General features: G+C 62.9%; 29 protein-coding genes. 10 read left to right on the top strand and 19 right to left on the bottom strand.

What is annotated here, in order from left to right:
* The first annotated feature begins 95 nt into the window (after nt 1-95).
* The 4 genes from B0G62_RS05025 (at nt 96) to B0G62_RS05040 (ending at nt 7,683) form a co-directional block, all read left to right on the top strand.
* Nucleotides 96-3,281 carry an efflux RND transporter permease subunit gene (locus B0G62_RS05025; protein ID WP_103703085.1) on the top strand — a complete coding sequence of 1,062 codons (3,186 nt, stop codon included), beginning with the start codon at nt 96-98 and terminating at the stop codon, nt 3,279-3,281.
* A 15-nt stretch (nt 3,282-3,296) separates the two neighbouring features.
* Nucleotides 3,297-4,871 carry an efflux transporter outer membrane subunit gene (locus tag B0G62_RS05030; RefSeq protein WP_103703629.1) on the top strand — a complete coding sequence of 525 codons (1,575 nt, stop codon included), beginning with the start codon at nt 3,297-3,299 and terminating at the stop codon, nt 4,869-4,871.
* Nucleotides 4,872-5,073: 202 nt separating this feature from the next.
* On the top strand, nt 5,074-6,282 hold the full coding sequence (locus tag B0G62_RS05035; protein ID WP_103703086.1) for an acyl-CoA dehydrogenase family protein: 1,209 nt from the start codon (nt 5,074-5,076) through the stop codon (nt 6,280-6,282).
* A 75-nt stretch (nt 6,283-6,357) separates the two neighbouring features.
* The gene (locus B0G62_RS05040) at nt 6,358-7,683 is read left to right on the top strand and encodes an Nramp family divalent metal transporter (protein ID WP_103703087.1); all 1,326 of its coding nucleotides are present in this window, start codon (nt 6,358-6,360) and stop codon (nt 7,681-7,683) included.
* 137 nt (nt 7,684-7,820) lie between these two features.
* On the opposite strand, the gene flhC is transcribed toward B0G62_RS05040, so the two are convergent.
* The 3 genes from flhC to B0G62_RS05055 all read right to left on the bottom strand — a co-directional run bounded on the left by flhC (nt 7,821) and on the right by B0G62_RS05055 (nt 10,443).
* The gene (flhC, locus tag B0G62_RS05045; RefSeq protein ID WP_103703088.1) at nt 7,821-8,423 is read right to left on the bottom strand and encodes a flagellar transcriptional regulator FlhC; all 603 of its coding nucleotides are present in this window, start codon (nt 8,421-8,423) and stop codon (nt 7,821-7,823) included.
* A 10-nt stretch (nt 8,424-8,433) separates the two neighbouring features.
* Complete coding sequence (flhD, locus tag B0G62_RS05050) at nt 8,434-8,754, bottom strand: flagellar transcriptional regulator FlhD (RefSeq protein WP_103703089.1); 321 nt, start codon at nt 8,752-8,754, stop codon at nt 8,434-8,436.
* A gap of 849 nt (nt 8,755-9,603) precedes the next feature.
* Nucleotides 9,604-10,443: a helix-turn-helix domain-containing protein gene (locus B0G62_RS05055; protein ID WP_103703090.1), complete on the bottom strand. Its 840-nt coding sequence runs from the start codon at nt 10,441-10,443 to the stop codon at nt 9,604-9,606.
* 652 nt (nt 10,444-11,095) lie between these two features.
* On the opposite strand from B0G62_RS05055, the gene B0G62_RS05060 reads away from it, so the two are divergent.
* Together B0G62_RS05060 and B0G62_RS05065 are read left to right on the top strand one after the other, a co-directional pair.
* Nucleotides 11,096-11,527, top strand: coding sequence for a DoxX family protein (locus B0G62_RS05060; protein ID WP_103703091.1), 432 nt, complete (start codon nt 11,096-11,098; stop codon nt 11,525-11,527).
* A 69-nt stretch (nt 11,528-11,596) separates the two neighbouring features.
* Nucleotides 11,597-11,866 carry a hypothetical protein gene (locus tag B0G62_RS05065; protein WP_103703092.1) on the top strand — a complete coding sequence of 90 codons (270 nt, stop codon included), beginning with the start codon at nt 11,597-11,599 and terminating at the stop codon, nt 11,864-11,866.
* An 83-nt stretch (nt 11,867-11,949) separates the two neighbouring features.
* Here B0G62_RS05065 and B0G62_RS05070 read toward each other — a convergent pair whose 3' ends face one another.
* On the bottom strand, nt 11,950-13,425 hold the full coding sequence (locus B0G62_RS05070; RefSeq protein ID WP_103703093.1) for an MFS transporter: 1,476 nt from the start codon (nt 13,423-13,425) through the stop codon (nt 11,950-11,952).
* A 152-nt stretch (nt 13,426-13,577) separates the two neighbouring features.
* Complete coding sequence (locus tag B0G62_RS05075) at nt 13,578-14,879, bottom strand: MFS transporter (protein ID WP_103703094.1); 1,302 nt, start codon at nt 14,877-14,879, stop codon at nt 13,578-13,580.
* A 358-nt stretch (nt 14,880-15,237) separates the two neighbouring features.
* On the opposite strand from B0G62_RS05075, the gene B0G62_RS05080 reads away from it, so the two are divergent.
* Nucleotides 15,238-15,732: a response regulator transcription factor gene (locus B0G62_RS05080; protein ID WP_103703095.1), complete on the top strand. Its 495-nt coding sequence runs from the start codon at nt 15,238-15,240 to the stop codon at nt 15,730-15,732.
* On the opposite strand, the gene B0G62_RS05085 is transcribed toward B0G62_RS05080, so the two are convergent.
* The 5 genes from B0G62_RS05085 to B0G62_RS05105 are packed head-to-tail and all read right to left on the bottom strand — an operon-like array spanning nt 15,729 to nt 19,752.
* Entirely contained in the window at nt 15,729-16,805 is a 1,077-nt protein-coding gene (locus tag B0G62_RS05085) for a phage integrase central domain-containing protein (RefSeq protein WP_103703096.1), read from the bottom strand. The two genes, B0G62_RS05080 and B0G62_RS05085, sit on opposite strands and share 4 nt — an antisense overlap.
* Nucleotides 16,795-17,001 carry an excisionase gene (locus B0G62_RS05090; protein WP_103703097.1) on the bottom strand — a complete coding sequence of 69 codons (207 nt, stop codon included), beginning with the start codon at nt 16,999-17,001 and terminating at the stop codon, nt 16,795-16,797. The genes B0G62_RS05085 and B0G62_RS05090 overlap by 11 nt, the downstream gene beginning before the upstream one ends.
* On the bottom strand, nt 16,998-17,516 hold the full coding sequence (locus tag B0G62_RS31870; RefSeq protein ID WP_181315618.1) for a hypothetical protein: 519 nt from the start codon (nt 17,514-17,516) through the stop codon (nt 16,998-17,000). The genes B0G62_RS05090 and B0G62_RS31870 overlap by 4 nt, the downstream gene beginning before the upstream one ends.
* On the bottom strand, nt 17,510-19,453 hold the full coding sequence (locus tag B0G62_RS05100) for a DUF551 domain-containing protein (RefSeq protein WP_103703098.1): 1,944 nt from the start codon (nt 19,451-19,453) through the stop codon (nt 17,510-17,512). The genes B0G62_RS31870 and B0G62_RS05100 overlap by 7 nt, the downstream gene beginning before the upstream one ends.
* 23 nt (nt 19,454-19,476) lie before the next feature.
* Complete coding sequence (locus B0G62_RS05105; protein ID WP_103703099.1) at nt 19,477-19,752, bottom strand: hypothetical protein; 276 nt, start codon at nt 19,750-19,752, stop codon at nt 19,477-19,479.
* Nucleotides 19,753-19,847: 95 nt separating this feature from the next.
* Between B0G62_RS05105 and B0G62_RS05110 the strand changes: the two genes are divergently transcribed.
* On the top strand, nt 19,848-20,087 hold the full coding sequence (locus B0G62_RS05110) for a hypothetical protein (RefSeq protein WP_146055200.1): 240 nt from the start codon (nt 19,848-19,850) through the stop codon (nt 20,085-20,087).
* A gap of 59 nt (nt 20,088-20,146) precedes the next feature.
* Nucleotides 20,147-20,422 (top strand): DUF1488 family protein, encoded by a 276-nt coding sequence (locus tag B0G62_RS05115; protein WP_167401181.1) that lies wholly within the window; start codon nt 20,147-20,149, stop codon nt 20,420-20,422.
* A gap of 5 nt (nt 20,423-20,427) precedes the next feature.
* On the opposite strand, the gene B0G62_RS05120 is transcribed toward B0G62_RS05115, so the two are convergent.
* The 8 genes from B0G62_RS05120 to B0G62_RS05155 form a co-directional block, all read right to left on the bottom strand.
* The gene (locus B0G62_RS05120; protein ID WP_167401182.1) at nt 20,428-21,435 is read right to left on the bottom strand and encodes a hypothetical protein; all 1,008 of its coding nucleotides are present in this window, start codon (nt 21,433-21,435) and stop codon (nt 20,428-20,430) included.
* Between the two features lie 5 nt (nt 21,436-21,440).
* Nucleotides 21,441-22,418: a YdhT family protein gene (locus tag B0G62_RS05125; protein ID WP_103703102.1), complete on the bottom strand. Its 978-nt coding sequence runs from the start codon at nt 22,416-22,418 to the stop codon at nt 21,441-21,443.
* Nucleotides 22,419-22,491: 73 nt separating this feature from the next.
* Nucleotides 22,492-22,746, bottom strand: a complete 255-nt coding sequence (locus B0G62_RS05130) for a hypothetical protein (protein WP_103703103.1) — start codon at nt 22,744-22,746, stop codon at nt 22,492-22,494.
* A 71-nt stretch (nt 22,747-22,817) separates the two neighbouring features.
* On the bottom strand, nt 22,818-22,952 hold the full coding sequence (locus tag B0G62_RS32430; protein ID WP_279629738.1) for a hypothetical protein: 135 nt from the start codon (nt 22,950-22,952) through the stop codon (nt 22,818-22,820).
* Nucleotides 22,952-23,155: a hypothetical protein gene (locus tag B0G62_RS05135; protein ID WP_103703104.1), complete on the bottom strand. Its 204-nt coding sequence runs from the start codon at nt 23,153-23,155 to the stop codon at nt 22,952-22,954. Before B0G62_RS05135 ends, B0G62_RS32430 begins: the two co-directional genes overlap by 1 nt.
* Nucleotides 23,156-23,690: 535 nt before the next feature.
* On the bottom strand, nt 23,691-24,215 hold the full coding sequence (locus B0G62_RS05145) for a DUF4760 domain-containing protein (protein ID WP_103703106.1): 525 nt from the start codon (nt 24,213-24,215) through the stop codon (nt 23,691-23,693).
* Nucleotides 24,216-24,579: 364 nt separating this feature from the next.
* The gene (locus B0G62_RS32620) at nt 24,580-25,017 is read right to left on the bottom strand and encodes a DUF6232 family protein (protein WP_103703107.1); all 438 of its coding nucleotides are present in this window, start codon (nt 25,015-25,017) and stop codon (nt 24,580-24,582) included.
* A gap of 49 nt (nt 25,018-25,066) precedes the next feature.
* Nucleotides 25,067-25,249 carry a hypothetical protein gene (locus B0G62_RS05155; RefSeq protein ID WP_103703108.1) on the bottom strand — a complete coding sequence of 61 codons (183 nt, stop codon included), beginning with the start codon at nt 25,247-25,249 and terminating at the stop codon, nt 25,067-25,069.
* A gap of 125 nt (nt 25,250-25,374) precedes the next feature.
* On the opposite strand from B0G62_RS05155, the gene B0G62_RS05160 reads away from it, so the two are divergent.
* Nucleotides 25,375-25,671, top strand: a complete 297-nt coding sequence (locus tag B0G62_RS05160; protein ID WP_103703109.1) for a hypothetical protein — start codon at nt 25,375-25,377, stop codon at nt 25,669-25,671.
* Here B0G62_RS05160 and B0G62_RS05165 read toward each other — a convergent pair.
* Nucleotides 25,642-25,974 carry a helix-turn-helix transcriptional regulator gene (locus B0G62_RS05165; RefSeq protein ID WP_208624207.1) on the bottom strand — a complete coding sequence of 111 codons (333 nt, stop codon included), beginning with the start codon at nt 25,972-25,974 and terminating at the stop codon, nt 25,642-25,644. The genes B0G62_RS05160 and B0G62_RS05165 overlap by 30 nt on opposite strands.
* Between the last annotated feature and the right edge of the window lie 65 nt (nt 25,975-26,039).

Below are 26,039 nucleotides of genomic sequence, written 5' to 3' on the forward strand. Positions count from 1 at the left end.
CGTAGCGATTCGCAGGCAGCCGAAATTTGTCTGTGATGTGCGCTGTCTGCGCGATCCTCGCATCCAGTTAGTCATCCGAATCAAAAGAGCGACCCATGAACATATCGAAATTCTTCATCGACCGGCCGATCTTCGCGGGCGTGCTGTCCGTGCTGATCCTGCTGGCCGGGGTGATCGCACTGTTCCAGTTGCCGATCTCCGAATACCCCGAGGTCGTGCCGCCCTCGGTGGTGGTCCACGCGCAGTACCCGGGCGCGAATCCGAAAGTGATCGCCGAGGCGGTAGCCGCGCCGCTCGAAGAGCAGATCAACGGCGTCGAGAACATGCTGTACATGCAGTCGCAGGCCAATAGCGACGGCAATCTCACGCTCACCGTCACGTTCCGTCTGGGCACCGATCCGGACAAGGCCACGCAGCTCGTGCAGAACCGCGTGAATCAGGCGCTGCCGCGCCTGCCGGAAGACGTGCAGCGCCTGGGCATCACGACCATCAAGAGCTCACCCACGCTCACGATGGTGGTGCATCTGATCTCGCCGAACAATCAGTACGACATGACGTATCTGCGCAACTACGCGCTGCTCAACGTCAAGGATCGCCTCTCGAACATCCAGGGCGTGGGCGAAGTGCAGTTGTGGGGTTCGGGCGACTACGCCATGCGTGTCTGGCTCGATCCGCAGAAAGTGGCGCAGCGCAATCTCACCGCGCAGGACGTGGTCAATGCGATTCGCGAGCAGAACGTGCAGGTGGCGGCCGGTGTGATCGGCGCCTCGCCGAGCGTGCCCGGCACGCCGTTGCAGCTGAACGTGAACGCGCGCGGGCGTCTGCGCACGGAAAGCGAATTCGGCGACATCATCGTCAAGACCAATCCCGATGGCGGTGTGACCTATCTGCGCGATATCGCGCGTATCGAGCTTGCGGCTTCGGAATATGGCCTGCGTTCGCTGCTCGACAATAAGCCCGCCGTGGCGCTTGCGATCAATCAGGCGCCGGGGGCGAACTCGCTCGCGATTTCGGAGCAGGTGCGCGCGGCGATGAAGGACCTCAAGCAGGACATGCCCGCAGGCGTCGATTACAAGATCGTCTATGACCCGACGCAGTTCGTGCGCTCCAGTATCGAGGCCGTCGTTCACACGCTGCTCGAAGCCATTGCGCTGGTCGTGATCGTGGTGATCGTGTTCCTGCAGACGTGGCGTGCGTCGATCATTCCGCTGATCGCCGTGCCGGTGTCGATCGTGGGGACGTTCTCGCTGTTGCTGGCATTCGGATTTTCGATCAATGCGCTCTCGCTGTTCGGCATGGTGCTCGCAATCGGCATCGTGGTGGACGATGCGATCGTGGTGGTGGAAAACGTCGAACGCAATATCGAAAGCGGTTTGTCCGCGCGCGATGCGACCTATAAGGCCATGCAGGAAGTGAGCGGGCCGATCATCGCGATCGCGCTCACACTGGTGGCCGTGTTCGTGCCGCTTGCCTTCATGAGCGGTCTCACGGGTCAGTTCTACAAGCAGTTCGCGATGACCATCGCCATTTCTACGGTGATCTCGGCGTTCAACTCGCTTACGCTGTCGCCCGCGTTGTCGGCGCTGCTGCTGCGCGGTCACGATGCGAAGGAAGACTGGCTCACGCGGGCGATGAATCGTGTGCTGGGCGGCTTCTTCAAGCGCTTCAACAAGGTCTTCCATCGCGGCTCCGAAAGCTACGGACGCGGCGTGAACGGTGTGCTGCGCCGCAAGGGCGCGATGCTCGTGGTCTATGTGGTGCTGCTCGGCGCGACCGTGCTGATGGCGCGCATCGTGCCGGGCGGTTTCGTGCCCGCGCAGGACAAGGAATATCTGATCGCCTTCACGCAATTGCCGAATGGCGCGTCGCTCGATCGTACCGAAAGCGTGATCCGCGAAATGAGTGCGATCGCGCTCAAGCAACCGGGCGTGGAAAGCGCCGTGGCGTTCCCGGGCCTTTCGGTGAACGGCTTCACCAATAGTTCCAGTGCGGGCATCGTGTTCGTCACGCTCAAGCCGTTCAAGGAGCGCAAGGGCAAGGCCTTGTCGGCGGGTGCCATCGCGGGCGCGCTGAATCAGCAATATGGCGCGATCAAGGACTCGTTTATCGCGGTGTTCCCGCCGCCGCCGGTGCTCGGCCTCGGCACGCTCGGCGGCTTCAAGATGCAGCTGGAGGACCACGGTGCGCTCGGTTATGAAGCGCTGAACCGCGCGACCCAGGACTTCGTGAAGCGCGCGTCGCAGACGCCGGAGTTGGGCCCGACGTTCTCGAACTATCAGATCAACGTGCCGCAGCTCAACGTCGATCTCGACCGCACCAAGGCCAAGCAGTTGGGCGTGCCGGTGACGGACGTGTTCGACACGATGCAGATTTACCTCGGCTCGCTCTATGTGAACGACTTCAACCGCTTCGGACGCGTGTATCAGGTGCGTGTGCAGGCCGATGCGCCGTTCCGCCAGAAGGCCGACGACATCCTGCAACTGAAGACGCGTAATGCTGTGGGCGATATGGTGCCGCTCTCGTCGCTCGTGACGGTCACGCCCACGTACGGCCCCGAAATGGTGGTGCGTTACAACGGCTACACCGCCGCCGATATCAACGGCGGACCGGCGCCAGGTTATTCGTCGGGTCAGGCGCAGGCGGCGGCCGAGCGCATCGCGGCGGAAGTGCTGCCGCGCGGCGTGAAGTTCGAATGGACCGATCTCACGTATCAGCAGGTGCTCGCGGGCAATGCGGGCGTGTGGGTGTTCCCGATCAGCGTGCTGCTGGTGTTCCTCGTGCTCGCGGCGCTCTACGAGAGTCTGACGCTGCCGCTCGCGGTGATCCTGATCGTGCCGATGAGCGTGCTGTGTGCGCTGACGGGTGTGTGGCTCACGCAGGGCGACAACAACATCTTCACGCAGATCGGCTTGATGGTGCTGGTGGGGCTGGCGTCGAAGAACGCGATTCTGATCGTGGAATTCGCCCGCGAACTGGAACATGACGGCCATACGCCGCTGTCCGCCGCGATCGAAGCGAGCCGCCTGCGTCTGCGCCCGATTCTGATGACGTCGATCGCATTCATCATGGGTGTGGTGCCGCTCGTGCTGTCGTCGGGTGCGGGTTCGGAAATGCGGCATGCGATGGGTATCGCGGTGTTCTTCGGCATGCTCGGCGTGACCGCGTTCGGGCTGCTGCTCACGCCGGTGTTCTACGTGGTGCTGCGCACGCTCGCGGGCGGCAAGATCCACGTCGCGCAGAAGGACAACGCACGCCATCCGGCGAGCACGGTGGATGCGTAAGAAGGGATGATCAAGATGACTAACTATTCATTCTCGCAAAACGCGGGCAGTGCGAGCGGTACCTTCGGGCGCCGCACGCGCCTCGCGCTGGGTGTGGCGCTGTTTGCGTGGCTCGCGGCGTGCTCGGTCGAGCCGACCTACAAGGTGCCCGATGCAGGCGTGCCGAAGGCCTTCAAGGAAGCGCCGCTGCAGACGCAGGCGGGTCAACCCGCCGGCCCGCACGACACCGGTACGTGGACGCCCGCACAGCCCGCCGACGACGCGCATCGCGGCCAGTGGTGGACCGTGTTCGGCGACCCCACGCTGAACCAGTTGGAAGATCAGGCGCAGGCCGCCAACCAGGATCTGAAGGCGGCCGCCGCGCGCGTGCAGCAGGCGCGGGCGGTGACGCAGGCGGCGCGCGCGTCGTGGTTCCCGTCGCTCGATGCGGGCTTCGGGCCGACCTACGAGCACGCTTCGCCGGCCTCGCAGTATCTGCCGCAAAATTCCAGCGTGCCGACGCAGACGCTCTGGCGCGCGCAGGGCACCGCGAGCTATGAAGCGGATCTGTTCGGCCGCGTCAGTTCGAACGTGAGCGCCGCGCGCTCGGACGCGCAGCAAAGCGAGGCGCTGTTCCGTTCGGTGCAGTTGTCCCTGCAGGCCGATGTTGCGCAGAACTACTTCCAGTTGCGCCAGTTCGATTCCGATATGGATCTGTACCGACGCACCGTGACGCTGCGCGAGGACGCGCTCAAGCTCGTCGAGCGCCGCTTCAAGGAGGGCGATATCAGCGAACTGGACGTCTCGCAGGCGCGCAACGAACTCGCGAGCGCCCGCGCCGACGCCGTGGGCGTGGCGCGTCAGCGCGCGGCCTCGGAGCATAGCCTCGCGATCCTGCTCGGCAAGGCGCCGGCGGACTTCACGTTCGCGCAAACGCCGCTCGTGCCCGTCACCGCGCGCGTGCCGGCCGGTCTGCCGTCGACGCTGCTCGAACGCCGTCCCGACATCGCCGCCGCCGAGCGCGCAATGGCGGCCGCGAACGCGCGTGTCGGTCTGGCGAAATCGGCGTTCTTTCCCAAGCTCGACATCACGGGTGCGTTCGGCTACGAGTCGACCACGCTCGGCGATCTGTTCATGTGGTCGAGCCGCGCGTTCTTTCTCGGGCCGCTCGCGGGCACGGCGCTCACGGTGCCGCTGTTCGACGGTGGCCGCCGCAAGGCCAATCTCGCGCAGGCGCGCGCGAAGTACGACGAGGACGTCGCGCAGTATCGCCAGCAGGTGCTGGTGGCGTTCCGCGAAGTCGAGGACAACCTCTCCGATCTGCGCCTGCTCGACGACCAGATCCGCGAGCAGAACGACGCGGTGAATGCCTCGCAGCGCGCCGCGCATCTCTCGCGCACGCAATACGAAGAGGGCGAGGTGAGCTATCTGAACGTGATCGATAGCGAGCGTTCGGTGCTGGTTTCGCAGTTGCAGGCGAGCCATCTGGAAGGCTCCCAGGCCGTTGCGACCGTCAACCTGATCCGCGCGCTAGGCGGCGGCTGGGGCGATGCGAAGCCCGCTGCGCAGCCGGATGCCGCGCCGCCGCCTGTACCGCTCGCGTCGCGCTAATCGCCGAATGGTTGTTGCCTCGCGGCTGGCCGATATGCATCTGCATATCGCCAGCCGCGATTTCGTTTGCGTAAACGGTTCGTAGACCGTCTGAAGGCGCGCCACTATCATCGTTCGATCGAAGCCGGAGCGGATGGCGCGCGCTTGCATCACGCCGCACCGCCCGCCCAGGCACCGCGCAACTCATTCGGGAAATCCTGGCATGAACGACCCATGGCCGCCGCAGACGGACGGCGCTACACGTCCAGATGCACGTCTCACCACGCTGATCGAAACCTTGCGCGCGAGCGCCGCGCGCCGCGACCTGGCAGGCGGTCACGCCGCCGCCGAAAAGCAGTTGATCGCCGACGCGGGTTTGCTCGCGCTGGCCGTGCCGCATGAATTCGGCGGCCGGTTCGGCAAGGACGGCACGCGCTGGGGCGCGCTGTACCAGACCCTTCGCACGATCGCACGCGCCGATAGCGCGCTCGCGCATCTGCTCGGCTTCCAGTTCTTGCAGGTCGCGACCGTCGATCTCTGGGGCAACGCCGCACAGCGCGCGAACTGGCTGCAAGGCACGGTCGAGCATCGCTGGTGGTGGGGCAATGCGGTGAATCCGCTCGATACGCGGCTCGTCGCCCAGGCCGATGATGCGCAAGGCAAGGGCGCGTGGCGTTTGCACGGCAAAAAGGGTTTCTGTTCGGGCACGACCGGATCGCAGATGATGACCGTGAGCGGGCACGATCCGGCCACCGGCAATCCCGTGTTCGCCGTCGTGCCGACCACGCGCGCGGGCATCAGCGTGCACGACGACTGGGACCCCATCGGCCAGCGTCAGACCGATAGCGGCACGGTCTCGTTCGACGCCGTCGAGGTGCGGGCCGCCGAGGTGCTGCATCGCCCCGACACGCCGCGCGCGTCGCTGCGCACGCTGGTGTCGCAGCTTGTGCTGACCAATCTGTTCGTCGGTCTTGCGGAAGGCGCGCTGGAGGAGGCGCGCGACTATGTGCTGGCCAATGGCCGTCCGTGGGTCAACTCGGGCGTGCAGCGCGCCGCGGACGATCCTTACCTCCAGCAGCGTTTTGGCGAAATGCGCATCAAGGCGCTCTCCGCCGCCGTACTGGCCGATCGCGCCGCCGCGATTCTCGACGATGCATGGGGGCAGGGCGACGCGCTCGACGCCGCGACGCGCGCCGAAGTCTCGCTGGCCGTTTCGGAAGCGAAAATCGTGGCTCACCGCGCGGCCCTCGACGCAGGCGAGCAGCTATTCGACGCCTGCGGCGCGCGCGCGACCAACGCGGCGCTCGCGCTCGACCGCTTCTGGCGCAACGCGCGCGTGCACACGCTGCACGATCCGCTCGACTATCGCGTGCGTGATGTGGGTCGATACACGCTCACGCGCGAACTGCCGGAGCCGACGCTGTACACTTGAGGGACCGATCGCGCGCGCCAACAATACGACGTTACGACATACCGCTCGCGCTTCACCCCTTCGAGGATCACACCGTTGGAGTTCAGACTACCGACCACGGCGACGGCGCCGTTTTGCCCTTCCGAAGTTCAAGGCAGCGTGGCGGTTTCGCCGCGCGCGCCGTTCTGGAAGAAGCTGCTGCAATTCGCGGGACCGGGCTTGCTGGTGTCGATCGGTTACATGGACCCCGGCAACTGGGCCACCGATATCGAGGCCGGCTCGAAGTACGGTTACAACCTGCTATTCGTCGTCGTGCTCTCCAGCCTGGCCGCGATGGCGCTGCAATGTCTTGCGATGCGCCTGGGCATCGTCACGGGGCGCGATCTGGCCGAACTGTCGCGTTCGCGCTACAGCAAACCGGTCGTGCTGGGCCAATGGGCGCTGGCCGAACTCGCGATCATCGCCTGTGATCTGGCCGAAGTGCTGGGCGGCGCGCTCGCGTTTCATTTGTTGCTGGGCTGCTCGCTGATGTGGGGCATCGCGCTCACCGCGTTCGACACGATCATCGTGCTCGGCCTGAAGGGCAAAAACTTTCGCACGCTCGAAGCGATCATGGCGGGCCTGATCGCCACCATCGGTCTGGGTTACGTGATCGAGCTGGCGCTGGTGAAGCCGCACTGGCCCTCGGTGTTCGCGGGCGCGGTGCCGTCGTGGCACGCGATCGCCGCGCAGGAGCCGCTGTATCTCGCCATCGGCATCCTCGGCGCGACGGTCATGCCGCACAACCTCTATCTGCATTCGTCGATCGTGCAAACGCGTGCCGTGAAGCGCGACGAAGTCAGCATCGGCCAGGCGATCGGCCTTTCGCGCATCGACACCATTGTTTCGCTGGTGCTCGCGCTGCTCATCAACGCGGCGATCCTGATTCTCGCGGCGGCGGCCTTCCACGCGACGGGCCACACCGGGGTCACCGAAATCGAGGACGCCTACAAGCTGCTCGCGCCGGTCGTCGGCAGCGGCGCGGCGGCCGTGCTGTTCGCCGTGACGCTGCTGGCCTCGGGGCAAAGCTCGACCTTCACGGGCACCGTGGCGGGTCAGGTCGTCATGGAAGGCTTCCTGCGCATGAAGATCCCGTGCTATCAGCGGCGTCTCATCACGCGCGTCCTGGCGCTGATTCCGGCTTTTATCGGCGTGTGGTGGCTGGGCAACGGCGCGGTGGGCAAGTTGCTGGTCGCAAGCCAGGTGGTGCTGAGTCTGCAACTGCCGTTCGCGCTCTGGCCGCTCATCCGCATGACGAACGATCGTGCCTTGATGGGCAAGTTCGCGAACCGCTTGCCGACGCGTCTGATCGCGTGGCTGCTCTTCGCCGTCATCACGGCGGCGAACCTGTGGTTGGTCTGGGAGACCTTCGCGGGGGATTGAAACGGGAAGTGAAGCAGAATTGACGCCGAGATAGCGGCGAATGCGCTTCGCCGTCCGGTACTCTGTGGAGCGCCGGACGGCTTCGCGTCTAGTCTTTGCTGCTGCGTCCGGTTGACCGGATCTTGGCTCTCCTACGCTTATGCAGCCTCGGCAATGCCGTCCGGCGTTTCCACCGGAAGGTTGCGCTCGGTCTGCTCTGCGCCCCGTCGCGCTGCAGCCGCCTTCTTCGTCTTGCCGGCGCGCGAAGGCGGCTGGCATGCACCACACACGACGTTGTGCTGCAGGTCGTGTTTGTGCGCGACGAACTTACCGCCACAACGGCAGCAAGGCGTCATCTGCAGAATATCGGCATCGAAAAAACGCACCAGGGTCCACGCACGGGTGAGATCGAGCACCGGCTCGGTCCCGCTGTGGCGGCAGTGTTCCAGATACAGCCGGAACCCCTTGGTGAGCGCGTCGAGATGCGAGCAACGCGCTTCGTTCTTGAGGAACAGGTACGTGTTGTAGAACAACGAGGCGTGGATGTTGGCCAGCCACGTCATGTACCAGTCCGCCGAGAACGGCAGCATACCCTTGGGCGGCGACACGCCGCGGATCTCGCGGTACAGGCGGATCATGCGGTCGCGCGAAAGCGAAAGCTCGCTTTCCAGCACCTGCATCCGTGCACCCAGCTCGATCAGCGCGATCGCGCGAAAAACTTCCTGCGCGTCTTCGGTGAGGCTGCGGCGGTTCGTCGTCATGACCCGTCCCTCAGGCGAATTGCACAGCCGGCTGGCCTGCAAGCAGGATCGCCGTGTGTGTAGCCGCCACGTCGGCATGCCGGGCCGTCTGCGTCAGAGCGGACAACATGGCATGGTCGTCGAAGCGGAAAAGACAAAGAAGCTGGTCGGAAGCAGCCAGCTTGACGATCTGTGCGAGTGACAGATTGGAAAGCAGATCGGCCAGTTCCGACGACAGGCCCAGACGGAACATCCCGACTGGCTTGTCCTCGCGCAGCATCCGCTGTGCGAGCATCAGGTACGACAAATTAATTTCGCGGATTGAATCCAGCGTCTCGCTGCTACGGTCCATTTCTCTCTTTTCCGAAGCCCCGATTAACCCCCCGGCATTTGCTGCCGTTGTAACTTTTTTGGCTCTTGCGTCGGTCCACTCATTCACGGTGGCGCCTGACTTCTTGATACAACGTGTTACAACTCGTAACACGTTGAAGCGAATTGTATGAGGACTAATCTCAGAAATCAATCCCTCAGCAAAAAAATAATGCGGCTGTTACAAATAATTTCGGTAACTTTTTCTGCGGATTGAAGGCACTTCTGTGACAGTCGACGACAACGCCTCGCGGGTTCGGGTGTTAAGCCAAAAAGCCTATGAAACAAGGGATTTCAGGGTGTGGTCGATGCATGCGCAACGAATCGGAAAGACTGCTGCGCCAGCATATGTCGAATAAACGTTTTGAAAGGAATTACGTTGACAGGTAAGAACTACTCAGTTAATTGTTAATACATATGAGGATTAATCTGTAACAGGTGTTTCGACCCTGTGTAACTGGCTTTGTCAAGATGTGACAGAGCGTATCCATCTGCGGTGTGTTGACGCGTTTTACCGATGCTGGTTTACACGTATATGTAATTCGCATGAAAACAACAGTTTTAACGAAGCGGGAGCATTGAAATCAGCCGTCATATTGTGTCATGACGTGATATGAACGGACCGAGAGCCGCTCCCCGTCTGGCGTGACGCAGCGACCGGGTGCAGACGACCGGTTTTCGCGCAGCCCATTATCGGGGCCGTATCGGTTTGAGGCTGTTACATCCAGGCTGTTACAGATTGAGCTTCGGGCGCTTTGTCTTTGTAACAGGGGCGAATGCGCGCGCGGTATCCCGGTGCTATACGCGTTTAATCGCTCGCGTGATTAGGCTGTTAATCCTGTTTCGTGCGCAGTGCTGCGGCGGTTGCCGCATCGGCGGGAAAAAATGCCTCGATGGCCAGTTCGGAAAGCGTGATGTCGACCGGCGTGCCGAAGATTGTCGTGGTGCCGTAGAACGACAACTCGCCGAGCGCGGTACGCAAGCGCAGCGGCACGGCAATGTGGTGCTGGATCGATTCCACGCAGGCGGGCGCCGCGCCCGTCGGTGCGGGGTAGGCGGCGAGTTCGTCGTGAAGTGCCATTAGCGCGGCATCTGCGCTCGCGTCGATCTGGCGTTGTAGCCTGGCGAGCAGATGCGCGCGCCAGGCGTGCCAGTTGACGATGCGCGGCGCCATGCCCTCGGGATGCAGCGAAAGGCGCAACGCGTTCACAGGCGCCGCCAGCAGCGCGGGCGATGCGTTGCCGACGAGCGGTGCGAGCGCGCCATTCGACGCCACGATATTCCAGTGCCGATCCACCGCAAGCGCGGGGTAAGGTTCGTGGCCGCGCAACACCAGTTCGACCGCTGCGCGCGCCGCGGCCAGGTGCGGATCGTCGAGGGCGCGCTCGCGATAGAGCGGCGCGTAGCCCGCCGCGACCAGCAGTGTGTTGCGCTCACGCAGCGGCACGTCGAGCCGTTCGGCAAGATGCATCACCATTTCCCGGCTAGGCGTTGCGCGGCCCGATTCGACAAAGCTCAGATGGCGCGTCGAGATTTCGGCCTCGGTGGCGAGCAGCAACTGGCTCATGCGGCGGCGCACGCGCCATTCGCGCAACAGTTCGCCGACGCTGCGGCGGCCTTCGCCGGCAGACAGCGCGGGGAGTGCGAACGCCGAGGGTGCGAGCGTGTTCATGTTGCGGATTCTAGCGAAACGATGCACGCCATCCATTACCTCCGAGGTCATGTGTGCTGTACCACAGGCCGCCGCGAAAGGTCGCCTTGCCGTCCTGCGGCACGCCATCCACGGTGCCGGCACCGATATAAGTAAACCGTGCAAAAGAACCCATGCGACGATCGTGTGGGGCGCTTACCGGCCGAGATTTGATCGCCTAAAATCTAGACTTCACACTTTGTCTGGCGGGTTGGCGAAGGAGACGGCCATGAGGGAAACGGTTGCTGCTTATCTGCTGGGTCCAGCCGTAATGGTGCTGGTATGCGCGGCATCGTGGGTCATTTCGCGTCGTAGCCGGGGCTCGATCGAACAGCGCGTGACCCGCTGGCTCGACGGTCGGCGTCCCCACGGGATGCGTCATAAGCATTGATTGTGCCCGTCATCCGGATTTTCGATTCGGAACACAACCGCTGCGGGTAAACACGCAGCGGATGCGACACGGCATGGGTATGCTTAATAGTCTGTCTCATACATCGTAGTCCGAATCAATGCGCCGGTCATCGGCCCGGCCCGGTCTTGCTGCGTTCCTCTTCTTCCCTCCACGTAATCCATGATGTCGGGGAACTGCGGGGCGCGAGCACGGTCACTGCGTTATTGCATACCGGAGCCCTCCATGACCCGTCCCGCCGATTCCCTCATCATCTTCATCGCCCGACTCGCGCTCGCAATACTGTTTCTCTGGGGCGGCGCCATGAAGCTCTTGGGGTACGCGGGGTTCGTCGGCTACCTGCACGCGCGTGGCGTGCCCTACGCGCAGATCGCGGCAGCCGTCGCCACCGCCATCGAGCTGCTGGGCGGACTCGCGCTCGTGTTTGGCGTGCGCACGCGCTTCGTCGCTTTTGTGCTGGCCGTGTACGCGATCGTTACGGCCATACTCGGGCACGATTTCTGGAACGTCACCCAGGCCGCGTTGCAGCAGGATGCGGTCGTGCACTTCTGGAAGAACGTGGCGATCGCCGGCGGTTTCCTGCTGTTGACCGTAACGGGAGCGGGACGTGCTTCCATCGATGGACTGCGCGCGCCGCGTGGCGGCTTCGGCGGCTGAAACGCCATGGCGCAACGCAAGTCGATCATGGACATAATCCATTAATCCACACGAAACAGGGAGCCGGCTTTGATACAAAACTTCGATTTCAACGTGGGTGGCAAGACGGGGCAATTCTGCGCGAGTCTCGCCGAAGACGGCACGCGCCGCGTGCTCATCAGCACCGCCGATACGGCGACGACCCTGGTGATCCTCGACGCCACGGGTCTGCTCGGCGCGCTCAAGGCGGAACTTGAGGAGCCGGCCCAGTTGATCGCCCATGCGATTCGCAAGGCGCAAGACGACGGACTTATAGAACGTGCATTGAGCACGGGCGCGATCCAGGAAACGTCGCTTTAAGCTGGGACGCGTAGTTCGTTCAGGCTAAAAGGCTCCGCAAGGAGCCTTTTGCGCTTTCGGCTGAGGAAAGCGTGCGGCTTGCTTCAGCGAGACGTTTTCATGTGCGGCGCAGTCGTCGTGGCTTGTGCGGGATGCGCCGTATCGGCCCGCATGGTCCACGCCAGCATGGCAGCGACCAGAAGGATGGCCGCCGAAATCGCCGCGTCGCCGTGCAGGCCGCTCACGACCTCGTTGGCCGCGCCGCCGCCCGTAAGCGCCCCGAACGCCGCCACGCCCACCGCGCCGCCCGCCTGGCGCGCCGTGTTCAACAGCGCCGAAGCCGTGCCCGCGCGGGCCGGTTCGACGGCACTCAGCACCGTCGTCGTCATGGCCGGCACCGCGAGTCCCATGCCGCTCGGGATCAGCAAAAAGGCTGCCAGCAACGCGACGAGCGGCGTGCCCGCATCGACGGGAATCAGCAGCGCATAGCCCAGCCCCGCGACCAGCGCGCCGCCGATCATCGGCAGGCGCGTGCCGAAGCGCGAGACCACGTGCCCGCTCGCGATATTGGAGAGCAGGAAGCCGCCGGTGAGCGGGATGAACGTGAGGCCCGCCTGCAACGGCGTTTGGCCCCGTGCATGCTGAAGAAACAGCGCGAGGACAAACACGGTGCCGTAATAGGTCAGGTTCACGCAGATACCGAATAGCACGGTCGCGCTGAAAGTGCGGTTGCGCAGCATCGCGAGCGGCAGCATCGGATCGGCGGTGCGCGCTTCCTGCGCGACGAACGCCATGCTCGCGGCTACGGCCAGCAGCAGGCCGCCCCAGACAGCCCAATGCGTGAAGCCGAGCGGCCGCCATTCGATCACCGCACCCGTGAAGGCCGTGAGCGCGACGATGGCGAGCAACTGGCCGCGCACGTCGAGGCTGCGCGGGCGTTGCGGAGCCGCTGCGGAGGCATCGGCATGTGGTTGCCTTGCTGGAATCCAGGCGAGCGTGGCGGCTAGCCCTGCCGCGCACAGCGGCAGATTGACGAGAAAGATGCTGCGCCAGCCGAAAGCCGCAATCAGCAGTCCCCCGGCGACCGGCCCGGCGGCGATCGAGATCGCGCCCGCTGCCGTCCAGAAGCCCACGGCGCGGGCGCGCAGCGAGCGCTCGTGGCGGCAGGCCTCGTTGAGCAACGCGAGCGAATTCGGCAGCATCGCGGCGGCCCCGGCGCCTTGCAGCGCGCGCGCGGCGATCAGCAGGGCAGGATTTGCCGCCAGCCCGCAGGCGAGCGAGGCGAGTGCGAAGACCACGAGGCCGACTGCATACATGCGCCGCGCGCCGTAGCGGTCGCCGAGCACGCCGCCCGAGAGCATCAGCACCGCGAAGGCGAGCGTATAGGCATCGACGATCCATTGCAGCCGCGCGACGTTGGCGTGCAAATCGGTGGCGATACGCGCGAGCGCGATATTGACGATGGTGACGTCGAGCTGGGTGACGACGAAGCCCACACTGACCGTCCCCACGATGCGCATGAGGGCGGGCGTGAAGCGGACGTGGGAGGCGGCTGGCGGGGTGGAGTGTGCGGGTTTCATGCGTCTTATGTTAGGGCGCGGGCTGCGCGGACGTTTCGGCCTGGCGTGAAAGGTCGAATCGGTATCGCCGCCCTGGAGCGCAGAAAGAAAAACGGCGCCGGATCGAGATCCGGCGCCGTTTCTTAAGACCGCTGCGGGTTCCGCCAGGCGGATCAATCGCCCCGCACCGGGTCCTTGAATAACAGCGTGGTCAGGGCGCCCAGCACACAGATCGCGGCGACGTAGTAAGTCGGCGCGAACGGTTGCGATTTCATCAGCAGCGCCACGACGATCGGTGTCAGGCCGCCGAACACCGCATACGCGACGTTGTACGAGAACGAGATGCCGGAGAAACGCACCACGGCCGGAAAGGCGTTGACCAGCACGAACGGCACCGCGCCGATCGTGCCGACCAGCAGACCGGCGACGGCATAGAGCGGCATCAGCAGGGAACTGTCGATGGCCATTTGACGGAACAGCGCGTAGTACGCGATCGCCAGCGCCATGCCGCCGATCGACAGCACGCGGCGCGCGCCGAAGCGGTCGGCCAGCGCGCCCGCGCTCACGCAGCCCACCGTCAGGAACACCGTGGCGACGCAGTTGGCGAGCAGTGACGTGGTGGCGTCCAGATGGAACTGCTTCTGCAACAGCGGCGGTGTCATCAGGATCACGACGACGATGGCGGCCGACAGCATCCACGTCAGCAGCATCGACACGATGACGGCGCGGCCATGGTCGCGCAGCACGGCCTTGAGCGGGATTTCATCGGCGAGCGACTTGCGCGCCTGCATTTCCGCGAAAACCGGCGTTTCGTGCAGCCAGCGGCGCAAATACACCGAAAACAGGCCGAAAACGCCGCCGATCAGGAAGGGGATGCGCCACGCGTACGAGGCGATTTCCGTCGGCGCGAAGTGATGATTGACCGCCGCCGCGATCAGCGAGCCCAGCAGGATGCCGAACGTGAGGCCTGCCGTCAGCGTGCCGCAGGCGTAGCCGGTATGACGGCGCGGCACGTGTTCGGAGACGAAGACCCATGCGCCCGGCACCTCGCCGCCCACGGCCGCACCCTGCAGCACGCGCAGCGCGAGCAGCAGCACGGGCGCGAGCGCGCCGATCGTCGCATAGGTGGGCAGGCAGCCCATCGCGAGCGTGGGCAGCGCCATCAGCAGCACGGAGAGCGTGAACATGCGCTTGCGCCCAAGCAGGTCGCCGAAGTGCGCCATGACGATGCCGCCGAGCGGACGCGCCAGGTAGCCCGCCGCGAAGATGCCGAAGGTCTGCAACTGGCGCAGCCAGTCGGGAATCGCCGCCGGAAAGAACAACTGGCCGATGGCCGGCGCGAAGAACACGAAGATGATGAAGTCATAGAACTCGAGCGCACCGCCGAGAGCGGCGAGGCCGAGCGTTTTGTAGTCGCTGCGCGTGAGCGCGCGCGTCGGGACGCTCGCGCGAGCGTCCAGATCCGTTGCCTGCATGTCCGAAATATCCGTACCGTGAAGTTGTTATCGGGTTCGATTGGCATCACGCCGGCGAGCGCGCGGATGGCGCGTCGGGCGGCGGCGGTCGGAAGGCGGGCGCGGGTGGGCACGGGGCAAGACGCGCGCGAGGCCGGGTAGGCCATGAGGAGGGGCGCGCGTCGACGACTTCTAGCCAGGCGGCGATTTTACAGGAAGCCAACGGTGCACCTGCCATCGCGAAAGTTGTTGTCGTCGATGTCGGCAGCTTGATGCAAACGCTGGAATGCGGCGCAAGGAGTAGCAATTCAGACTCCTCTTATGGGCGGTCTTTGCATTTCTCAACAAAATTGCGCGTTCCGAATTTGAGAGACTCCCTATGCGTATCGCGATTCTTCAGCGCGACGCCACCCAGCGCGGACAAATCGAACGCGTGCTCGCCCAGAGCGGCCATGCCTGCCTGCCGTTCAGCGACGGCATCGTGCTGGCCAGGACGCTGGCGGCTTCAACGGTCGACATGCTCGTGCTCGACTGGCAGGGCACGCGGTTTTCGGGCGCGGATTTGCTGAAGACAGTGCGCGCCCTGAACGGCAACCAGATTCCGGTGCTGTTTGCGTCCGAGGACGCCTCGGACGACAGCGTGGTGCGCGCGTTTTCCGTCGGCGCCGACGACTACGTGAGCCTGCCCGTATGCGCCTCGGTGTTGAGTGCGCGTGTGAATGCGCTGCTGCGCCGCGCGTTTCCCGAGCGCTATGACATGCCGATGCTCGACGCCGGCCCTTACCACTTCGACATGTCCCGTCGCCCGCAAGCCCTTGATGGGCTTGGGCTGTTTAATACATGTTCAATAACTGTTCAAAATAGCTCTGTTTAATTCACCTTGACCTTGATGGGCTCCAAGTCCCGCAGATCGGCGTAGAGCTCCGCATTAGAGTCGGACAAATGGCCGAGCAGCGCCTTCGTGTCGACATTGCCCTGCTCCAGATACAGTCGTTTCGACAGGCTTCGAATCTCGTGGAACGTCGGCGCGCGTTCGTCCGGTATGCCAGCTAGGCGACGCGCATCTGTAAACTTCTGAGAGATCGTTTTTAGCTTTATCGCGCTACCCTTCGGGGCCGCCGGGTTGCCGCGGATGTGGTGGATCAGGTACTTACTTACGACGCCAGTCGACCTGCACCGCGCGATGACGTCGGCGAGCGACAGGCCAATGGCATCCATGCGCAGTTCGTTCGGGATTGCGATGCGGACGCCAGTCTTCACGCGCGTCAGCACAGACTCGCTACCGGTGCTGAACGATCGCTCCCATCTCCCGATCGTGGAGCGGTCCTGTCCGGAGACGAGCGCGAGCAGCATGGCGTTCTGGAGCCAGAGCGCCACTTCGGGTGCCTTAGCGAAAATCGCGTTGAATGCTTCGAGCGACAGGCGCTGGCGCTGCACCTTCACCTCTGGACGCTCGGTCGGGTCGGCCGGGTTCTTGTCCATCCATCCGAGCGCCATCCCTTTGCGGCAAACCGCGCGCACGCGGCTGCGCACCTGGAGCGCCATGCGCATCGCGCCGCGCGCCTCGATCGCCGTGAGCATTTCCGCGACGTGCTTCGTTGTCAGCGCGTCGCAGCGGATCTGGCCGACTGCTTCGCGGATCGCTTTGTCGAGGTACTTCCGCGCCTTCACGGTGTTCGCCTTCTTTCCGACAGGCATCCGCTCAAGCAGATCCGCCATGGTCTCGCTGTGCATCGAGATACGATCGGCTAGGCGCTTCGAGGGTTCGAGTTCCTTGAGCTTCGCGTTGGTCTCGACCACCTCGAAGATGGCCTGCTCCAACGGCATGCGTCCCAACGCAGTCGACTTGCCGCTGCGCGGGTCGCGCCAGACGTAGTAGCCCGGGCGCGGCTCGTGCAGGTTCTCGGGCCAGTTGGCCCGACGGCGTATGCGTGGTCTAGCCGCCATAGCCGAACACCTTGTGAACTAGTCGCGAGGTCGGCACACCGTTTCGGAACACGGCCTTGTCGTCGACGTAATACGAGCGGCCAACCTTCTCCGGCGCCGGAAAGATCTTGCGGTCCTTGATCCACTGGCGCGCCGTGCGGATGGCGGGCGGCGGATCGAATTCGCGCTTCAGCCATTCGTCCAGTCGAATCTTCATTGCTCGATACCCCCTTCGTGTTGCGTGTTGCTCTGTTGGTGCACGTCTATGGTTGCGCGGTTACCTTCGGCGTCTGCGAAAAGCTTTTCGATACGCTCGCCGTGCTTTCGGTAAGCGTCGCGCATAGCGACGGCGCGCTCGCCATCGCCGAGTGCACGTGGATCGATTTCGAGGCCCATCAGGAAGGCGTTGAGCGCGATGCTCAGCGTCAGCGACTCGAAGTCCGTCAGCGGCGTGCCGTCGATGACGACGTGCGGCTCCCGCGCTGCGTGCGCGGCGGCGACGCTGAGTGCGACAACTGGGTGATTCGTGCCTTGAATCCAGAGATGAACCGGCGCGCCCGCATTGAGCGCGACGAGTTCTTCGGCCGTCGGCATCCAAGCGGAAACCATGAACGGGACGCTTTCGGTCATCACGTCAGCGATCGGCAGAACGCTGCACTCGGCCTTCTCGTGGTCCCAGTTGGCGGGTGCGCCGAGGCGGCGCGTGGCACCTTCGATTTCGCGGATCAGCATGCTTCACCTCCGCTGCGCTCGATCTCAGCTTTGCGGGCGGCGCGGTCAATGCGCTCGATCTCTGCGAGGATCAGTGCGCCGGATTTGACGAGCGCAGTTCGGTAATCTTTCGGCTTCCACCATTTATTAGAAAACGGCCACATGTCGGGTGGCGTCGAATGGAAGCGACCGCTCTTCTGTGGGTACGGATAAATGTCATCAGCCACGGCAAGCGCATAAGCACTTGCTGCCGCCGCGAGAGTGCCAGGCTGATGCCCGTCATCGTGCGCCGCATCCCAACCTTCACCGCTGACCTGCCGCACCCGCTCGGCGAGCACATCGCGCGCGGCGTCGCTCATGCGCTGCTCGGTGGGATGGGCGGCGAGCAGGGCGCGGAGGTCGGCCGCAATCTTGTTGACATCAGTCCAAGGGTCGTCGCCGAACTTCTGCTTCAGATTGGCGTAGCTGTCGTGCCCGGTGAATATGGCGATGATGTTCGCCGCTTCGTTGATCGTCGTGCGCTGCGCTTCCGTCAGCACCGCGCCTGCATCAGTCGTCAAGCTGGGTGCGGTGGGAGCACAGCCGGGAGCGGGAGGCATCGGCATCCAGTGACTTACTTGGATCGAGCTCGCGCCGGGATACAGCAGCGAGAATCCTTCGTCGTTGGCGAACACTGCGCCGGATCGCCACTCCGAACTCGTTTGCGGCCGGTAATACGCGAGCACCGTGCCCGCCTGGGTCGGTAAGCGGTCTTTCACGCTGACCCAAGGCGCTTGCCCTGCGCTTCCCGCGACGGGGGAAGGGGTGGTGGCGCGGGCTTCGTCGAACGCTTGCAGGAATTTGGGGAACATTTCTTCGAAGCGGCCGTGCTGAATGTCGCGCTCTCCCATAGCGATCTTTGCCGCGATGACTGGCCGAAGAAGTTCACGGAACGACGATGACCCTGCGCTTCCATGAGTGCAAGCGCGGTCATACAGATCGCGCAGACGTTGGGTTGCCTCACTCATCTCCGACGCGTCCTCAGCTTTGCTACAAGCCGAGAAGTGGGCCAGCAATGCATCTTCGAACGCCGCGCGCTCGTCGGCCTCAGTGGCTTGCTGGGTGGCGCGTTCATCGATAGGGAAAGCGCGACGTGCTTCATCTACGATCTGGAATAGACGGCCGTGCGTTGCGGGAGCAATACGGCGCTCAGCGCAGTAGACCATCAGTTGTGACCAGAGCCACGTACCTACGTCGGCTGCGCGCTCGTCGGGCTGCGCAACCAATTTACGGTCATGCGCAATATGGTCGTGAGCAGATTCCTTCTTGCACGTGCCAGTGCCACAACCGCGCGAGCACTCGACGTCGCTGATTGCGCACACGCGAACGGCGGCGCGCACGAGTTCTCCGTACTCGTTCGCATAGCCCTGCATCTGGTGCTCGGTGAAATACCCGCTTCCGTTGGCGTCCCGGATGGTCGGCGACGGGAACCGTGGGTGCCGTGGCCATTCAAACGGCGCTGCCACAGCAGGGGCGACGGGAGCGGCGATCTGCGCTTTCAATTCTTCGATCGCACCGATGATCGGCTCTGCGCCGCCGTCGTCTGGGTCGAGGCCCAGCGCTTCGTTGATAGCGCCCAGGTCTGCGCACGCAGCGTGGAACATGCGCGTCATCGACGCCAGTTCGCTTTCGACAGTCGGGTTATAGCGTGGCAACTTGACCATCGCGCCGATCCAACGCTGGAGCGACTCTTCGGTGATCGTCTCGCCGTCGCAATGATCAACGAGATAGCAGGCAAGATTCACGGCACCAGCGGGCGCGATCGTATCAGGCGCTTGCGCTGCATCGGAAGGGAGTGCGGCGAGGATCGCGCGCGCGTCAGCCGGTTCGATCATCCGAATATCGCCCCAGCCATCCGGCTTATCCGCGAGCTCGCGCAACTTCGTCATGAGCTTGTCGCTCGGTGCTTTTGCATCCATGGTTCAATCCTCGTGAGTAGTGGTCAGCAGCCGATATAGTCGAGCGCATGCCCTTTCAGGACGATGCAAGTACCTGCTGCGTCCTCGATGAGATCTGCAAGGCCGCGCAGATGAAGCCATTCGAACGCGTCACGGATACCCTGATCGGCTTCGTCGATGGCTTCCACCTCGATGCCGTTCTCGTCCGATAATCCGAAAATCGGTGTCAGCGCGTCATGCCGCACCGCATGGCAATTCAGCAACTCGACCATGCTTTGATCGGCGATCTCGAAGGCGCGAGCGGTAAGGTCTTGGCTCATATGCGTCTCTGCTTTAGTGGTGGGTGATACCTGTTTTCGCTTTTCTTGCCGTGGCTGTAGTACTGTTCAAGCTCCTATCAACCTGGGGGGGCGACATGGCGCGAATTCAGATCGAGCATGGGCATCGCAACGCACAAACCGACGAGTACAAGGGGCGAACAATAGAGGTCGCCACTGGCTACGACGCCATGTCCGACAAGTGGCCGGTTCACATTTACATCACGCACGGAGGCGTCCGTCGCAAAGTAGAGGGCCGCTTTATTTCCGACTCGGAGCAGGAAGCTTTTGACTTCGGGTTTGCCGCGGCGGCGACTGAGATCGATAGCGACGGCTAGAAATTTGCTCATTGCTGCCTCACGTTAGGATTTCCTCGAAACTGAACCGGAGACTTGAATTGGCCTACATCCCGACACCTGGAACCGCACGGCACGCTGCTGACGACGGAGTTCGCTTCTCGCTGACGATCGATGGCGCCGCGCAGCAGTACTGGATTTCGCATGAAGCGCTGGAGAACCACTTCGGCGACGAGAACGGTCGGCTTGACGGCTTGCTCGCTGCATTTGATCGGAACCAGGAACGCATTTACGAAGTGGCTGCGGCGAAACTCGGGGCTGCTCCCGTCGGCGGCAATGGCGGTCGCATCAGCTTGAGTAGCAACGACTTTAACTAGGCGGCTCATACGCTCTCCGCAGTCACGTTCAGTTGCCTGCGGACTGCTGCGGCGCGTGACTGCGAGCAGCCCAGGAACGTTCGGATACCAGTCACAGTCGGGCGTACCTGCCCGGCATTGATCGCGGCCCTGACTCGGGTCACGTCGTCACGCTGCTCGACGACTGGCAGGCTCAGGATTTCTGCGGGCGCGGTCATGAACGGCTCGGCGGCGACCGGCGCGCCAGTCACGACTACCGGCGCGGCGATACTTTCGGGCGTGACTGGCGTTACCGTTACTGCGTTACTCCCTTGCTGGGCGGGCGTTACCGGCGATTCAGTCACAGAGGCAGTCACGGCCACCGGGCGCAGCGCGAGCAGCCACGCGAAGCAGGCGACAGCCTCAAGCACGCCGGCGAAGGCCAGCCCGGCGATCAGGTCGGCGCGCGCGGCGGGCAGGCCGAAGGAAGTCATGGCGCCCGTTACCGGGTCGGCGAGGGCGGCGGCGCGCGCAGCGGCGGTGCGGTCCTGCGCGGCCTCGGCGCGGCGCGCTTCGTCGCGCTCGACGTCGAGGGCATCGACGCGGGCTGCAGCGGCGGTACGCTCGGCAGTCAGGTTCGGACATGGGGCGACGCAGCGACGCGCATTGGTGCGGGCCAATCGCGTTACTGCGTCAGCACGGTCACGTGCGATCTCGGCCAGGCCACGTCCCTTTGCCGTGACTACTGGCACCGCGGCGGCGCGCAGCTCACCAGCGTGACGGGCAGCAGTCAGAAAAAAGACGGCGTGACCGTAGCAGGTAGCAGCGATGCAACCGATCCAGAGCAGGGCGCCGACCGTACGCACTCGCCAGCCATGCGACCGCACGAGGGCAGGCAGCAGGTGAGCGGCCACGACGAGCACGACGCCGACGGCGACCCACAGAGCGCGCTCGGCAAAGAAGCCGCCACGCTGCAGGCCTGACTGGACGGAGAGGCACGCTGCAGTCACGGTCGCCGCGACTGCGAGTAATGCCGGGAGAGTGCGCATCGGCATGGTGGTTATGCCGCCTCAGCCAATTCGCCGGTCTCGACTTCCTCGAATACGCCGGCCTTGGTGACGCGATACCAGGTATCCGCCTTGATGTTCTCGCCGACATATCCGACAGCAAAGCGCACGCGGTCATGAGCATCACGATATGCAATGGAGACTGAAGCATTGGCACCAGCCTTGAATTGGGCATCGAGGCCAGCAACAGCAATTACGGCGTTTTCGCCGGTCACCACGATCTGGGCGGAGTAGCCCGAGCTGCCGATCCGGGCGTAGTCGCCCGAGCTGCCGATCTGGGCGGAGTAGCCCGAGCTGCCGATCCGGGCGGAGTCGCCCGAGCTGCCGATCCGGGCGTAGTCGCCCGAGCTGCCGATCTGGGCGGAGTAGCCCGAGCTGCCGATCTGGGCGGAGTAGCCCGAGCTGCCGATCTGGGCGGAGTAGCCCGAGCTGCCGATCCGGGCGTAGTCGCCCGAGCTGCCGATCTGGGCGGAGTAGCCCGAGCTGCCGATCCGGGCGGAGTCGCCCGAGCTGCCGATCCGGGCGTAGTCGCCCGAGCTGCCGATCTGGGCGGAGTAGCCCGAGCTGCCGATCTGGGCGGAGTTGCCCGAGCTGCCGATCCGGGCGTAGTCGCCCGAGCTGCCGATCTGGGCGGAGTAGCCCGAGCTGCCGATCTGGGCGGAGTTGCCATTATCATTTTCGGTGGTGCTCGCAACGTTCTCGGCTTCAACCTTGAGCGCCGTCGTGTCGGCGATGAGCTTGTCGCTCACAGCCTTCGCATCGGCGGTGATGTCGCTCACGATAGCTGGCTCGACAAGCAGGTGCCCGAAAGTCTGCTCGGTCAGCCAGTTCGAATCGTCGAAGCGGTTGTCGTCGCGCAGGGCTTGCTGAACAACGCCATAGTCAGCGCCTTGCGGGAAACGGCGGATGAACCAGCCGTAGCCATCGGTGCATGCGCTCCACTCACGGAGCAGGTCGGTCGTGATCTTCATTTGGAATCCTCAAAAAGAAGGGCCGGGACTGCACCCTTAAAGCCGCAGCTCGGGGAGCCGCCGGAGCGATTCGTTATTCGGTTTGCGCGCGGACCATTGCGTCACGCGCGTTACGGAGTTTTGCGAGGGTGGGCGCTTTGGACTTTGCGAGGCGCAGCGCGCCAATCGCAAGCTCTTTCCACGCCACAGCCGTTTGATAACTACCGGCTAGCACGCGTTGAGGGGGGCGCCAGCAAAGCTGCTCGATCGCACCGCGCAGCGTTTCGATCTCCGCGCGTTCGATTTCGAGCGCTTCCTTGGTCTTCTCGATCTTTTGTTGCGAGCCCATTTCGATCACCTCGAATTAGGAAGGATTACTAATCGTATGGAGCGGTATCCATACGGTGAGGATGTACAGGATCAGGTGCAGTGGCGCGTGCTGCAGCGGGCTTCGAATGCTGCTTCGCGCTCGTGCATCTGAGCTTGGAAAGCGAGCAGGGCGATAACGACGAAGCCTGCGATGCTGAGGCGGCCGGCGAGCTTGAGCGTTTGCATTACCACGCACCCAGCAGACGGCAGATGCCTTCGCCGATGAACGGCAGCGCGGCGAGCGCGACGAACGAGAGCAGCGGGCGTTTTGCGGTCCAGCGTGCGTAGCGCGCGAGTTCAGCGTCGGTCAGCGGGCGCGGCGCATCCGTTCTGGCTGGCGTGGCGCGGGGAGCGAATGCCGCTGCGCCTTGTGTTGCTGCGTGGCTCATATCTCAAGCTCCGTTATGTATCGCAGCACTGAGCGGGAGCGCTTCTCTCACTGTCTGCGAGGTCCATGCGTGGGAGACGTCACGCTACGGGCTATTTAGAGTCGCCGCGCCGACTTGAAGCGCTCCCGCTCAGTGCTTCGGGGTGTTCTGTAGTGCGTGAGATGAAGCTTATAACCATAGTTATATTTATGTCAATAACTATAGTTATCGTTGACTCGGAAAATTTGTAACAGTCGAGGAATGCCTATCAATCGCCCATTCCGCGATCTATAACGAACGTGCGCGTGCTATGGAGGGGGCAGCTATGACGCGGGAAGATGTGTTAGAGAGGCTGGTCGACGCCGAGCCAACCAATGACACGTGGAAGCCGATTGAGCGATATGCCGACGTGTTGGCCGAGTTGGAGCGGATGCTAAGCGACCGCGAGATGGCGGTGCTGGTGGATGCTGGGGCCCGTCTAGTGCGAGCGCTTTACCCCGAGGTGTTCCGGCGAGTGCCGATATAAAAATCCCCGCTCGGTGGCGGGGATCTTGGGTCATTTGTCAGGCGTTACTGGCGACTTTTTCCAGCGCTCGGCGAGTTGCTCGATCTCTTGGAAAAAGGTGTCCTTCTTTTCCATGCGGCGGACCTCATGAACGAAGCCACGGGCAGCATCCCAAACTTTCAGGACGTTTGAGCACTGCATACGCTTGTAGATCTTCTCGTCAAATGCACCCTGTCGAATCCCGAGCGCAATAAACTCGTGATTATTGAGGACCATGATGATAGCTTCTCGCGTTGCGATTTCTTCATCGGCGGTGAGGTTCGAGGGGACGTATCGGCTGAACTGAATATTGTTTCGATGCAGCCGGAATACCATCTGAGTGGCTTCCAGAAGCTTGTGGTCTGTTTTTTGTTGAATGATCAGGTCAATCAGAGCCTTGGTGCGACCCTGTTTCCCGTTGTAGTAGATTACGGCGACGCCAGCGAGGGCAGAAATTAAAAAGGCTCCTGTTTGTATCCAGAAGCCCCAAGTTTCCCCGAGCCAGCCGACCGTCTTCGCGATCTGCTGGCAGTCCATTCAGCCGTCCCAGCCTTCAAAAAAGCGAACCTTCATAGTCGACCCCTTTGGTTGGTGGCCGCAGCGGAATGCTGCCGCCTTAGATATGCCATTAGATGGCGCCAATTATAAGGAAACTGATACTTTGTCCGCATCAAATGTTACAAAAAACTTGATGCGCACGTCATATAATTTCCTTGTATTTCAATGACTTGCATGTAAATTAGATCGGGGCGCGCCGACGGAATTCAATGGCACGCGCGGCACGTCTCCCGACAGCTCGCAAGATGCCTGCCCGGAGTTGACCCATGCGTTTCAGCGTGCAAGGCGCTCGTCCGTGGGACTAACCCAAATAAGAATCAATCGACTTGACGGCCATCCCAGGCTACCCACGATAGACAATGGCGTCGCTCAGTGCGGCGACAATGCGGCGCACCAAGGCATCGTCGTGCGATGTGAATGCTTTCGCTTCCCCTGAGGCTGATTGAAGCCGGACCTGTGACTGAGGGCGCCCACGCCACAGGAGGTAGGCACCTAACCCCGCGAGGATGAGCCCGAGCGTTAAGGGTCCCGCAGACCCTTCAGCGCGAGAGATCGAGACCCCGGTAAGTAACATCGGGAGGCCCATAAAAATCAGCAGGGCGCCGAACAGCCATTTTCGGGGCGTTCGCCAATGCTGGACGGATGTTATGCCGCTCATGGCAAACGTCTGCCCGGGCACCATGAACCGCGCGCTCGTGACCTTGACGTTGTCGAGCTGCAAGAACACCTTCTCAGGCTGCGCGCTGCTTCTGATTTCCCCGAATGCCGATTCGCCTCTCATTTTTGCCTCTTATAGCGATTGTCGTTCCCAAACCGTCGCGTAGCCCGGATTAGAGGCGCCCTGGGCTGATCGAACTCGCCTTGCTAAACAGATCGATCACGCTAATGATCGTCACGCCAATCGTTATCCAGGCCATTATCCGGCTGAACGTCTTGGACTCCGGTTTGGAGATGAGAGCGACCATTCGGGTGATAATGTAGAGGCCGATCATTACGCCGATGTCTGGAATCATGGTTTCCCCGATTTATATGCGATTTGAATGATTACTATTTGGAAAGAATCCGTGCGACTCTAGCAGCCGAATGAAAGCTCTGGTACTGTATAAGCGTACAGTGCTTTTGCATGAGCGAACCAAGAATGACGCAGCAAAACGGGGGGGCGTCGGGCTTGCGGTGCAGGCCTGGCGACATCGCACAAGTGATTTATTCCAGCAACGCACTGCTGATCGGCCGCTTTGTTTTGGTCGAGGGATGGGGTGCGCATGATCGATGGAATGTGACGCTCCTGGGCGCGCCGGCGTTCGGGCGCGAGTTCGGAACGGGGCGCCCGGTGATCGGGCGCAAAACCGCGTTTCGCGATACCTCGCTGAGACCCCTCAAAAGCGTCGAGCATATGCCAAAGAGTTCAATCCGCTTGGAATCGCCCGTCGCCTGACTGGGGTGATTCCTGCGACAGAAGCCAGCCGATGTAGGACTCCACCTGCGCGCGCCGCATTGAGTCCAGTGATTTCCAGCCTTTCGGCGCGTTTCGCCACTCGTCCCCGAATTCAAGCCACTCCAGCGTAGTTTCAAGTGCGGCGGCCAAGGCGAAGCCGACAGTCGTCGACGTACTGCCGCCTGCTTCAATTTTTGCGATTGCCGGCTGCGATACGCCCACCCTCTCAGCAAGCGCTTTTTGAGACAGCTTCAAGCTCTCTCTGCGGGATCTCGCGCGCCTTCCGAATTCTGGATTGTCCATGCCGCGCATCCTATAACCATGGTTTTTACTCGGCAAATAACCAAGGTTATTGAGTTGCGATAACT

Source organism: Paraburkholderia eburnea (genome assembly GCF_002917095.1).
GTDB classification, from domain to species: Bacteria; Pseudomonadota; Gammaproteobacteria; order Burkholderiales; family Burkholderiaceae; genus Paraburkholderia; species Paraburkholderia eburnea.